Source organism: Oligoflexus sp., from assembly GCF_035638955.1.
In the GTDB taxonomy this organism is placed as follows: domain Bacteria; phylum Bdellovibrionota_B; class Oligoflexia; order Oligoflexales; family Oligoflexaceae; genus Oligoflexus.
The window spans coordinates 1-12350 of record NZ_DASQYZ010000439.1; the positions used below are offsets into that span (position 1 = coordinate 1).

Sequence of the window (12350 nt, forward strand, 5' to 3'; positions counted from 1 at the left end):
CTGGATACAAATAGAAGGTCCTACTGGGTCCAGGCAACGGATGACAGTGGTTGCTCAGTGGAAATCCTATATTGAAGTCACTCAATAAAGTTGTGATGAGCAAGCCTCGTCTCGAGCGAGCCGCGGCTTGACTTGGATCAGATTCCGAGGCCACAAACGAAAGCTCCCTAGGAAAATCGGCCCTGGAAGGGCCATATTTCTCACACCTAAGGGTTGCAATCTTTCAGTGCCTTAATCCAATCGTGGACCCATTGCGTGGCTTGGCTATCGATTTTATTCGAAGCGACTGGTGGCATTTGCTGAGAGCCTCTTACACTGAGGCGAGCCAGCAAAACCGAGCGTTCAGGAGCGCCAGGTGCCAAAAGCAGGGCATCGCTTAAACCCAGGTCTCCAGCGCTGGGTGTTGCGTTGCAGAGCCCGGTGGCAGAAAGAGGCGTATCGTAGCGTAGATCCAGATTTCCTCCTCCCGTTCCACCAGGGCGGTGGCAGAATGCGCAGTTTGCATTCAAATAAGAGCGAGCGGAGTCGGCAGCTGAAGAGGCTTTCTGCGGTTCTGGCAATTGTGCAAAGGGGCGTTGGAGGGGTTTATCGAACAATTGCAATTGTTCGAAGATATCGAGTTGCGAACTGCTGTCAGCCGTCATGCGATTCAACTGATTCAATTCCAAGCCCAGGCTGTACCCGGCGGCTGCATTATGACACTGCATACACTGCCCCTGTGAAGGAAAGCTCCATGCCTGACCAGCCACAGTTTTGGTTGCACCATTGGCCACCAAATTTGCATCGATTCCTTTATCATCCCATTCATAGGTATAGCCACCCCAGTTACCGTCATTGTGCAGAACCATGAGCCGAGTTTCGATGGGTTTATCGTCCAGAGAAAACTCCTTGACCAGAACACTTCCTTTGGGAAATATGACATGACCATCAGCTGAAACACTGAGTTGAGTGCCGTCAGGCAAAGCCATCCACCTCCGTTTTGTGGCGCCATCGGACCACAAAGGTGAATTCACTTCATACGGAATCAGCTCCTCTGTTTGCATGCAGCCTGTCGCTGATAATGTAGCAGGAATTTTGGCTTCCTTATCTGATCCTTCTGAGGCGATGAGTCGATAAATACCACCGCCGGTGTAGTCCAGAACAAAAAGCTCGCCTTGACGATCTTGGGCAAACGAGGAAACATTAAATCCGGAAGAGAGAAGGAGCCGTGATCCAGCTTTGCCATTTTCATCGAAATTCAGACTCCAAATATTGCCCGAGACAAAATCCCCAAATATGTAGAGTCCATTGAGCGAGGGGATATTCTTTCCGCGATAGACGAATCCACCCGTGATCGAGGCGCCATCAGTCCGGCCATACGTAAAAACAGGATCTATGGAGTTGTTAGCAGCGCAGGTTTCAGCATTATAACATGCAGTGCCCTCTTTGATCTTCCAACCATAATTGCCGCCTTTTTTAATAATATCAATTTCCTCAAAACGACTTTGCCCGACGTCGCCCGTCCACATGTCACCGGTACCGCGATCGAAACTGAATCTCCATGGATTTCGTAGGCCGTAGGCGTAGATTTCGCCTCTAGCATTTGGGACGCCGACAAAAGGGTTGTCGGCAGGAACCGCATAAGCTCCTGGATTATTCACGTCAACGCGTATAATTTTTCCCAAAAGAACGTTAAGATTTTGGCTGTTGTTTTGGGGGTCGCCGCCTGATCCACCGTCCCCGAAAGCCACGTAGAGGTAACCGTCGGGTCCAAAGGATAGATCTCCGCCGTTATGGTTGTTATACGGCTGTTCCAGAGTCAGAAGAACTTCCGGTTGATTTGTTGCCGTGAGTCCATCAGTCGTGTGAAAGCGTGCAATCGTTGATCGGAGATTGGCTGGGCTCGCAGCGCTTGAAACTGTGTAGGAAAGATAGAATTCGTTCGGCTTGTTCGGATGGAAAGCCATCCCGAGTAAGCCGCTTTCATACGCGCTTGCATCCACAGTTTTTCTCAAATCCAGGAAAGTAGTTTTGTCGCTGCCGTCAGGTTGAGAAAATGTGGTAATAAGACCGTTTTTTTGGACAGCGTAAAATCTATCTCCCGTCGGCGCTGGAAGTAGGGAGATAATCTGCTTGGCTGTCACGGTGCTGAAAGCCCTTTCGAGTTTAACAGCCGTGTTCAGTTGAGGCCGCTCGAAAGCGAGGCAGCTTTTGTTGGATGGGCGAACGCTGGCCAAGCTCTCGCTACGGTTGATACGCACGGAACCGGAATCGCATGCCACCCATAAAGCACCAAGTATACTAATTTGAAGCGTCTGACGAATCATGAATCGCCTCCTTTCAATAGAGCGAAGGAATGAAAAATCTTTAGGTTTATGCCCACAGGTTCAAGAAGACTTGGCAATCGGAATATAATTTCTTGGTAAAGAAACGCTGCCTCTTTTTAGCGACAGAATAGATCCATTCACAATGTCCGCCTGCTTCGAACAGCGTGTCCAAGTACTGAAGCGAAATCCAGGTCCTCTTGTGCACAGATGCCTGAATTGTTTCGGCATGGCTAGCGTAATTACTTTTCAATGCGATTTAGTTGATCGGTATGTCCATAGGCGGCGCTCAATCCGAGCTGTAGGAAGCGGAGGTCGCGAACGATTGCTAGGCTGAATTGATTTTCTGAACGCAGCTCTCCTGCGAGGGCGTAAAGCCATCTCTTCTTTCCACCGCATTCACTAGTCTGGGATCTCACGCCTTGGTTGCGTGAAACTGAATGGCTCCAGCCAAGGCTCTCAGCTTGGTTCCAGATGTCACAGGGCCTATTCAAGTATATCCGCAAAAGATCCGAAGATCTCAATACCATTGACTCCTAATAAGAAGAATTCTCCATGCTCCGCGGACTTCTTACACTCATAGTTTTGCTCTTCATGCACTTTAAAAGTGCAATGGGCTCCACCGCAGTTGAAATCGTAGAGGTAAAAGGTCTTGCGCATGAAATGGCTCTTGTCCGCGCGCTGTCACCGGCCACTTGGGAAAATGCCACATTATTCGCGAAAGCGGAGTTGAGTCTTGGTTTTGTGAACGAGCCACATTGGTTCCGCTTGAGGATTGTCAAAAACCAATGGGTCGGACAGTCCATTTTTCAGATTGCCTATGCTCGGATCAACCTCCTGGATGTGACCTTTGTGAGCACGAGCGGTCGAGTTCTTCAGTCATATCGCGTGGGTACATGGCTGAGTAATAGATTACGGCCGATTGAAGACATTGGCTTTGCCTTTCCAATTCCTGATACGGCAGACAACGAGTTGTTCGTTTTGGTTCGAGCCCAAACCTCGGATCCCATGGTGCTGCCTTTTCGCGCCAAGACGTCCCATGAATTCTCGTGGGAAAGCTACATGACTTTCGGAATTTTCTGTCTATACTTGGGCGCTATAGGGGTCATGATCGTATATAATCTTTTCCTCTTTATATCGACGAAGCATCGACCTTATCTTTTCTATTCTCTATTTGTGCTGGCCGCCGGCTACTATGTGGGAAGCGGGAACGGAATGTTGATACGCTATCTCTATCCCGAGCGATCCAACCTTAGCAATGCAGTTGCAGTTCTGAGTGTTATGGCCGCCAATATTTTTGGTATCTACTTCGCGCTGATCTTCATGCAGCTTGAGAAACATGATCCCCTGTTCTGCCGTATTCTGTCAGGCTTTAAGATATTCGCCATCATTGCCACTGGACCTGTCCTGCACATTTCCCACTTCCACGCCGCCGCGGTGGTGACAGTGATCAGCGTTCTTTCCGCGGCTCTTCTTGTTACGGCCGCTTTTCGGGGTGTCATGCGTCGCCAACGTGAGGCCTATTTTTATGCCTCCGCATGGACGTCGCTCCTCGCCTGTGTTGTGATAACGGGTTTGATGATATTCGGGGCGCTTCCGTCAAGATTCATCATACAACATTCGCTGATTATTGGTTCAATGCTGGAAGTGATTATACTAGCCCTAGCGCTTGCCGACAGGATGAATCGCATGCGTAATGACCTCGCTCTAGTCAACCAGGAACTGGCAAAGCATTTTGCCAACGTCAATCAGGAAGTAAAAGAGAAAACTCGTGATATCAGGGGTATGCTTGATAACCTTGAACTTGGGATCTTTGCCGTAGATCAGAGTTTACACATTTGCCCTGATTATTCCCGTTTCTTGGACACCCTGATCGAGCCGGCTCTGATAAACGATGGATCAATCTCCCGCATTCTGTTCGAGGAAACAGGCTTTGGATCAGATAGAAGGAGTCAGGTGGAGTCCACGATCGTAGCATCGCTTGATTCCGACCAAATCGCCTTTGAGGGCAACAAACATCTCTTGCCTTGTAGCCTCCAGAAGATTCATAAGGATGGTGTTAAGGACCTTGAACTGGGCTGGTCTCCTATGGTGAACGAAGACGGTGTAGTCGAAAAGCTGCTGGTCGCAATGAAGGACGTGACGCATTTTAACTTGATGAGGAAGCAATCCGAGGTTCAGAATCGCCGTATCGCCTTCCTCGGTCAGTACTTAGGTGTTGACAGCCATGAATTTGTCGTTGTGACGTCACAACTTATCTCGCTCTGTGATGCGGTAAAACATCAGGTTCCAGGAGCGTTGAACTCGAAGCCCGAGCCCGAACAGATGGATTTCGTGGAACAGATCTTTGCAGAACTTCATACCAGCAAAGCCTTTTGCAGAAAATTGGGGCTTACAGATCTCTGCGATTCCATACACGAAGCAGAGAATTATTTCCACTCCTTAAAAAACCACTTGGAACGCTTTTCTGAGGATCATATCCGCTTGGCCCTAAATACGATCCGCGGGAGGATTGCTGAATATCATGATACATTGCGAATGCTAGGGATTGTACAGGGCGAGGCCCACGTTGGTCGACCAAAGAGACTTGAGTCCCTCCTCATCGAGCTGCTATCGGAACGTTTGGGACTTGCAAAAGCATTAGGAAAGCCTGTGCCAGTGCTGTTCCTGAATGCGAAGGAGTCAGTTATTCTTGATGGGCCGCAAGCTCAGGCTCTGGAGCAGGCCATTATGCATCTTTTGCGCAACTCCATGGATCACGGGCTGGAAACGGATGAAGAAAGACGTGCCGCTGGTAAAAGCGATTGTGGATCGCTTTCGATCAAGCTTGTGGACGAGGGGGATGCCTGGAACCTGACTTATGAAGATGACGGTCGTGGAGTCAACCTCGATTTGGTGTTTGCAAAGGCAGTGCAAAAAGGACTAGTTGAAAAAAATTCTTATATTCCAGAACAACACGTAGCGGAACTTATATTCAAATCTGGGTTTTCTACAAGGGAAGAAGTTACCGATACTTCTGGTCGCGGGGTTGGTTTGGACGCGGCGGCCCGAAAAATGCTGGAAGTTGGTGGTAGGCTGGGCGTCGAACTTGTTGAGAGGCTTGCCGATGGTGCGCTCGGCCTTTGGCACGTACGCTTTCATCTGCGCTGGCCCAAGGAAGAGAAGGCACAGACGAACTATTCCGAGGCGGCTTGAATCCCTCCACCCGCTCTCGTCCCGTTTCGCAATTTCGATATTTTTTTTAAGACTCGAATGGGAGCACTAGCGAGATCTTAGATGCAACAGAAACCTAGTGAATGCCCTGCAAATTCAAGCTGTCTCGCAGTAGAACACAGAGTTCTTCCAAAGTCCGAGAAAGTTTCCGCACTTTGGGCCACACGCAGACGACATCTGCGGTCGCGTCCCACCCAGGAAGAATGAAGTCCAAGGCGTCGCTTTCGTGGGCGATGCACAATGGAACCAGGCTCCATCCTTCACTGCTTGCTACGGCCTCAGACATCGCTTCGTAACTATCAAAGACCAGTTGGACGTGAGGTATGATGCCATGTTCTGTGAGTGCTGGGTGATGCTCACAGTTTTCGATGCCATGCTGAGCCTTTGCAGCAATGCAAGGAAGCGTGTTGAGACCTTGCCAGCTCTTGGGGTTTCTCTGACTCTGGAGCAGCTGTATAAAAGGGTGGCCTTTTCGGAAACATAGAACGAGTGGCATCCGTCCTATTAAGGTGGTTTGGACATTCGGATGGGAAAGTGGACTGAAGCACACACCCATTTCAATCTCGCCAGCTGCAGCAGCTGCCAAGACATCTGCCGAGCGACGTCCTGATATTTCACAACTCAGCTCGGGTTTACGAGCCATGATTGATAGACATAAACGTGTAAGTGACCGAAGTAGCAAGCCATGAGTACCTCCAATGCGGAGGTGCTCAGGGAACTCGCGGTTTGGTGCAGCAACTTCTTCCTGAACTTGTGCTGCCAGCGTGAGCAATTCCTCGGCACGGCTGCGCAATCGTTGACCATGCAGAGTCAATACTACACGTCTTCCATTCTTCTGAAAAAGCTCAACATCAAAGAGACGCTCAAGCGCTGAAATCGCATGGCTAACGGCACTCGGACTTACCGAAAGAATTCTTGCAGCTTGACCAATATGTTCATGGCGAGCAGCTTCGACAAAATAACGCAGATGATCGAGATTCATTGGTGACAACTTCCGAACAATTTCATCCAATTTAATTCATTTTACACAATGAAAGGCGATTGATAAAGGTCTGCTAGAGTTCGCTGTGCAGCAATGCCACGAGAAGCTTATCACTCGAGTTAGGAGTCCTTATGTCCCTCGCACTCGGTTCTGTATTACTCATTGCCCAATGCTTTTCCTTGGACTCGGTAGCGATCCCCGGTCGAGGATTGCAACTTCCGGCCCAGGAGGTTCTCATCGCTCAGGATGCCGTCAGCGGAGCGCTTTCAGCTGGTCTCATGACAAATGCCACAGGTCAAAAGGTCGAGTTCCCACTTGTTCAAGGCTATGCTGGCTTTGAGCCCAAGCCTAATAAACCCTTGCTGGCGATCAGCGGACGAAGCAGCGCAGAAGAACACGATCCTGCCACTACTTTGACTCTGTCAGTCGGCTTTCAGATGTGGATAGGGGGGGCCTACGGCACACTCATACTTAAGCACGAAAGCGAAAGCCAAACCTCTGAAGTTTTATGTCGTCCCCTCTAGAGGGGACTTTGGAGTTCGCTGGACCAGCTGCCAATGTTAAGACCATGCGCATGAACAGGTGAACATTATGGTTTCCAGACGTCAACGTGGGGCGCTCGCGCCCCTGAGCTTGCTCTGACTATGAGTCGCGGATTTTGAGGACGTCGGCTCCATGGCCAGGGGAGGCTGCTTTCACTCATCAGCGAGATTGATGAGAATGGCAACCTCCTTGAAGAAAATGTGTTTCTTAGCAGGATGAGATTCAACTCCAGGGACTCTGTCGCAACGACCAGAATGCAGGTCTTTTCACCTAAAACTCTCCCGGAGGGAGTCGCTATTAATCTGACATGCAAACTGTTCGTCGACCTATCACCTCCCCTATTAAGATACCGTCGTATCCCGCTTGCAAATTAGGGGGACCACAAACGCTGGGCATGGGCCGCTCAGCGTGACTCAGCTCGCGGGCATGCCGGGGCTCTGCCTTCCGTCTAAAATTGTTATTCAAGGAGACTCTGCATAAAATCATTGTGCAGAAGTCTGGAATTAAAGCAAAATCTCACCACCCCATGAGAAATTCACGGATGTTGAATGGCGAGATGGCAATGCCATGGATCGAGTAAGCTCAAGTTAAACTGGGGATAAAGGAAAGAGCGTGTTAGGAATTGACTGTTGAGTAACTCGTTCAGGTTTGCACAACCGTTCAAGAGAGGCCCCTAATGATCAGTGCCTATCGTATCATTCCATTATCCGTCCTCATCCTTCAACTCGCGGGTTGCGACGCTAACGGAAAGGTTGATAACGAAAGCAGTCTCAAGGTCACAAACGGCAAGGCCATTCCTGCGGAAGAATACTCTTCTGTTGTCCTGATCGGAATTGCATTTGAGTTTGAGGGCAAAGAGGAAAAAAAACTTTGCTCCGGAACGTTTGTGAGCGTCAATCAAATTTTAACATCAGCTCACTGCGTTTTGAACGAAAAGAGCGGCAAGATCGGAAAGGTTTCCTACCTGGAACAGGACAGCGATGAAAATTTCAAAGTCATTGCGGAATCAGTGCTTGTTGAATCCAACCCGAAGCACGATGGTACAGAGCTGCATGATCTAGCGATTGCTACATTTGCAGAGAATATTGCCCCTTCTGTCTCCGGGATTGCACAGGAAGTTCCGAAATTGGGTAGCCCATTGACTCTTGTGGGCTTTGGCAGTAATCAGGCCACGTTAGCAGAAGACGGAGAAAGCTGGTCTGAATCGGGTGCTGGAGTGAAGAGGATCGGGACGAACACCCTGGTCCATATCAAGGATGGCATTATTCAAGTCACCGGCGTTCTGGGCCCAAACCCGAGCCTGCCGGATTTTGAAGGCAAGGTTGCTGCAGCTGCTTCAGGTGACTCAGGCAGCCCGCTCTTTGTCGACAATCAGATCGTGGGCATCGCTTCGCACGCTGGGCCCACAAAGAGGGCATTCGGAGGACCGGTTTTCCAGACTGAATACACTGACCTCACAAGTCCTGAAAGCAAAGCCTTTTTGAGTACTGTAAGTCTGACTCCTAGCCCTGCACCGCAGCAAGGAAATGGCACTTGAAACATGATCTCTGCTGTGCCATATAGAAAGAATTCGCTAAGCACGGACGATTTTAGCATGGAATTTATGCCTGCAATGCTTTTTTACTGGAGGTTTGATAAAGGATTGGAAAACCTGAGGCAGGTTATGCATTAAGGATGACTCTGATGAAATTTCTTGTGATGATCATGACCCTTGCGATGACGGCAGGATGCGCCACTGTTGATCCATTGAGCGCGACGCCCAGCATTCAGCCGACAGGGACAGATGAAGAAGGATTACGCGAATCATGGCAAAATGCTCTCCTCGAAGCCGTTCAATTTACACAATGATCGATTGAAAAATCCCCGGGACTAAAACTGTCGAGTGTTCTGTGCTGGCTTCCAGTATAAGAGCTGTTGGTGAATGCTTAAACTTTCTGAATGTCGATCTTTAACGATCGACATTCAAATTTTTTACTCCGAGATTGCAAAGCCAGAACACTGCTATTGCGGACGGCACTGATTTTCGCTCACCTTAGATATGAACTCTCTCCAGTCCGAATATAAATACTTCCTCATTCAAATTCTTGGATAATTTTGGCTTTTGTGGAAAGCATACTCTGGCTTGAGTTGGGGAAGGTCTAAGTTCGACGATCTCCAAAACGCCCCAGTACTGAACTTTTGTAAAAAGAGCGTCGTCAAAACTGACTTAATAGGCGACACAAAACTTGACAGTTGCGGACTCTTCAGCATTGTGAGGTATTTCCGGGGCGTTAGATAGCTCGTTGCGATTAATCTCCGCAAGTCCGAGTTGCCAAGTCATGGGGACGTTTTGCAACGGGCTAAGAGTGTTGACACAAAGTGCTGGATCAGCCTTTGCTTTAATTATGTAATTCTTAACTTTAAGGACCATTTATGAAAAAAATCCTTGTGGTGACCTTTGTGCTTTCAAGCATTTTCGCCAGTGGATGTGGATCCAAGCCATCAAAATCGTCTCAACCGCAAAAATCTGAATCGCCCGATGCTATCGACAATACAAACAAAGCAGCTGATGGGAGCGCCTTGGGCGGCAAGGTTCCAGGTAGTGCAGGCAGCGACGGTAGCATCGTTGTCATAGGCGCAGACGGTGAAGAAACAGTAATTCGTAACGGAGTTGTTGTTAAAGGTGCCGATGGGAAAGATGGTAAGGACGGTGTCGACGGTGCAAGTGCCAACGGTGCAAGTGCCAACGGTGCAGATGGTGCCGACGGCGCAGATGGTGCCGACGGCGGATCGGCTGTCGTTACGAATGCGGCGGACGGCAAATCGATTATCTTTGTTGGCAATGGCGGTAAGGTGACAATAGGCAATCAAACAATAACTGCACCGGCGAATGGCTGCATTGCGATCGTTGATGGTAAGAAAATCGAAGGAAAATCGAAGGCAGAATGTGACAAGATCCTGAAGGACTTGGGTATTTCTGACTTATTGGACGATCTCCTTGATGGTCTGCTTGACGAAATAATTGAATAATTTCTATTCGTTTACAAGTCGAATGTCCGGTCGAGCCTTGGGGTTTACCCAGGGCTCTTTTTTGTGCTTTCGGAACTGGCATGATCACTTTGGCCCAAGTCCATAGAATCTTTCACAGGCAGAACGAGGCCGTATCACGTGCCATGAAAAATGCAGCCTTCCTCGCGAGGCAAAGGACAGAGCGTTGATTGCAAGGGGTTGCCTTCCAGATAAACGGTTTCAAGAGCTGGGAGGCTTCCTAAACTTTCTATACTTCTTATCTCATTGCCCCGAAGGTCGAGGCTGCGGAGGCCCTTCAAAGTCGCAAGAGGAGCGATATCTCGCAGGCGAGCGAAACCATTTTTATTCAAGGTCGGGAAACTAAGATCGAGCGACTCTATTGAGCTCATGGCGCTTTCAGCTTTTAGACAGTCTTTTCCGATCCATGATAGACCTGCGAAATTGAACAATGCCTTCAAAGTATTACGCGCTGGCCAGTCATCAAACGCCGTCAATCCATCGCCCCACGCACACCATTCTTGAAAATTTTTAGGTTGGGGCGGATCTGTCTCACAGATTGCTCCTGCAGAGATATGGGTTAAAACCTGGCAAGCCAGACTTGGGTCAATGGGGTTTAAGCGGGCCTTGATGCGCGCTAACGTTCTTAGAGTTTTAAGAGGTGTGAGATCCTCTACGGCATTATCACGGATGTCGATCATCTTGAGATTGCTGAGTTTCGAAAGGGGGGAGATGTCTTTAATTTGATTGCCGTAGAGTGAAATCTCTTCAAGTGCCGGGAAGTGGCTAAGGTCCGGCAAGGATTTGAGCAGATTATGATTCAGGTTCAGTTTTCTAAGTTTGGGAAGGCGCAGCTGCTCAAGCTCACTGACATGGAGTGCTTCGCCATTTCCCGAGAGGTCAAGTGCCTGCAGGGAATCAAGACCCTCGATCGCCAGCAGGTTCACAGGCACAGGTTTTTGGCTTTTGAAATCATGATTTTTCTGTATTTTCAGGCGTTCGAGCTGGGCGAATCGGTTAAGCGGCGTAAAATCGACAATCTTATGCCCATGCAGGCTGAGTTCTTTGAGGTTGCTGAGGGAGGCCAGCGGACGCAGATCAGAAATCTGCTGGTCGCTGCCAGTCACGGACCCCCAATCGATTCCTAGCCCCGATAGTGACAGAGTATCTTGGCGAGCCATCAATGAACTGAGTGATTCTCCATTTGCCAGTGTTTGACAGTCGACCAGTGCCCTATAGTCTTCTTTTGGAATCTCTGGAGTGAAAGGGATAACGCGATAAAGAAGAGCCTGGGTCGTGAACCAAGCCTCATGATTGCCATTTTGAAACGAACACCAACCCAGGATGTCTTGAGGCAGCTCGGCATCAAGCGCTTCCTCCACAGGATCACGCCCAGGATTATCGTTGGAATGCGGCAGAGAAATAGCAGTCCCGCTCTCGATCCAGGAGACATAGGCACCTGCGAACGTATGAAAGGAGCTACCAGCTTCGCAGGAGGCGCTTCCAGTCTTATAGGCTCTCGGGTTAAGGACGATATCCATTCCATTGGTCACTCCGACGAGATACCATCGACCAGTTTTTCTAAGGAACGCGGGACCACCTGAGTCGCCGTTGCAAACGCCCGTGCCATTTGCCGATTCCAGAAGCAGGAGATGTTTGAAGCGAGCATTGTGAATTTTTTCTTTGAGTCTTGTGATGGTTTGCCGCCTTGCACCGTTGCAAGCGGAGTCACTCGAACTGCAAGACGTCTTGGTCCTGCCGTAGCCAACGAGGAGCATTTCACTTTGCTCTGGCAGCTGGCTCTCGCGTCGCAGGATTTCAATCGGTTCGACACCTGCAGGAGCATCGCCGGAAAACTGTATCCAAGCGATATCGAAATTGGGGGAGAACTTGCTTCCTTCAGGTCGATACATGGACCAATTTACAATCGGCCTCAGCTCACGTTCCTGTGACCAGGCAGATGGCCCGAAGAGTATCAAGGTGTTGGCTTGGGCTCTTTTTTCAATGCAATGTGCAGCCGTAAGTACGATATGAGAAGCGATTAGAGTTCCCGAACAAAAGGCTTGCTTCGATTGAGCATCCACCAGGCTTATTGTCGCTGCGTAAGGCGTTTCGCTTATAGGGGCAGGTTGGCCTCCAATAATAGAGGCCGTCGAAGGACGCAGCGGAATGTGTCAGCATTTTTGGGACAGCGCTAAAGAAAGTTTAAGAAACTTTTCTACCCGAGTACGAACACGGACTGTCGCGTGACTGGGATATTGATTCCAACTCGATCCTGTGGAATCGCAAGCTTGGGACCGCGC

General features: G+C 49.4%; 8 protein-coding genes. 5 read left to right on the forward strand and 3 right to left on the reverse strand.

Features of this window, described 5'->3' with window-relative positions:
- Positions 1–206 precede the first annotated feature (206 nt).
- The gene (locus VE954_RS36245; protein WP_324962328.1) at positions 207–2306 is read right to left on the reverse strand and encodes a PQQ-dependent sugar dehydrogenase; all 2100 of its coding nucleotides are present in this window, start codon (positions 2304–2306) and stop codon (positions 207–209) included.
- 552 nt (positions 2307–2858) lie between these two features.
- On the opposite strand from VE954_RS36245, the gene VE954_RS36250 reads away from it, so the two are divergent.
- Complete coding sequence (locus VE954_RS36250; protein WP_324962330.1) at positions 2859–5498, forward strand: 7TM diverse intracellular signaling domain-containing protein; 2640 nt, start codon at positions 2859–2861, stop codon at positions 5496–5498.
- Positions 5499–5592: 94 nt separating this feature from the next.
- On the opposite strand, the gene VE954_RS36255 is transcribed toward VE954_RS36250, so the two are convergent.
- Positions 5593–6498, reverse strand: a complete 906-nt coding sequence (locus tag VE954_RS36255; protein WP_324962332.1) for a LysR family transcriptional regulator — start codon at positions 6496–6498, stop codon at positions 5593–5595.
- Between the two features lie 131 nt (positions 6499–6629).
- On the opposite strand from VE954_RS36255, the gene VE954_RS36260 reads away from it, so the two are divergent.
- The 4 genes from VE954_RS36260 (at position 6630) to VE954_RS36275 (ending at position 10050) form a co-directional block, all read left to right on the forward strand.
- Positions 6630–7022 carry a hypothetical protein gene (locus tag VE954_RS36260; RefSeq protein ID WP_324962334.1) on the forward strand — a complete coding sequence of 131 codons (393 nt, stop codon included), beginning with the start codon at positions 6630–6632 and terminating at the stop codon, positions 7020–7022.
- A gap of 695 nt (positions 7023–7717) precedes the next feature.
- Entirely contained in the window at positions 7718–8578 is an 861-nt protein-coding gene (locus tag VE954_RS36265; protein WP_324962335.1) for a trypsin-like serine protease, read from the forward strand.
- Between the two features lie 146 nt (positions 8579–8724).
- A complete protein-coding gene (locus tag VE954_RS36270) occupies positions 8725–8889 on the forward strand; it encodes a hypothetical protein (RefSeq protein WP_324962337.1) in 165 nt (54 codons plus the stop codon).
- A 564-nt stretch (positions 8890–9453) separates the two neighbouring features.
- A complete protein-coding gene (locus VE954_RS36275) occupies positions 9454–10050 on the forward strand; it encodes a hypothetical protein (RefSeq protein WP_324962340.1) in 597 nt (198 codons plus the stop codon).
- 134 nt (positions 10051–10184) lie between these two features.
- Here VE954_RS36275 and VE954_RS36280 read toward each other — a convergent pair whose 3' ends face one another.
- Positions 10185–12218, reverse strand: coding sequence for a leucine-rich repeat domain-containing protein (locus VE954_RS36280; protein ID WP_324962342.1), 2034 nt, complete (start codon positions 12216–12218; stop codon positions 10185–10187).
- Positions 12219–12350: the final 132 nt, after the last annotated feature.

Excerpts from the sequence above, each read along its gene's own strand:
- VE954_RS36245 (WP_324962328.1), bottom strand. The coding sequence starts at position 2,306 with ATGATTCGTCAGACGCTTCAAATTAGTATACTTGGTGCTTTATGGGTG.
- VE954_RS36250 (WP_324962330.1), top strand. The coding sequence starts at position 2,859 with ATGCTCCGCGGACTTCTTACACTCATAGTTTTGCTCTTCATGCACTTT.
- VE954_RS36255 (WP_324962332.1), bottom strand. The coding sequence starts at position 6,498 with ATGAATCTCGATCATCTGCGTTATTTTGTCGAAGCTGCTCGCCATGAA.
- VE954_RS36260 (WP_324962334.1), top strand. The coding sequence starts at position 6,630 with ATGTCCCTCGCACTCGGTTCTGTATTACTCATTGCCCAATGCTTTTCC.
- VE954_RS36265 (WP_324962335.1), top strand. The coding sequence starts at position 7,718 with ATGATCAGTGCCTATCGTATCATTCCATTATCCGTCCTCATCCTTCAA.
- VE954_RS36270 (WP_324962337.1), top strand. The coding sequence starts at position 8,725 with ATGAAATTTCTTGTGATGATCATGACCCTTGCGATGACGGCAGGATGC.
- VE954_RS36275 (WP_324962340.1), top strand. The coding sequence starts at position 9,454 with ATGAAAAAAATCCTTGTGGTGACCTTTGTGCTTTCAAGCATTTTCGCC.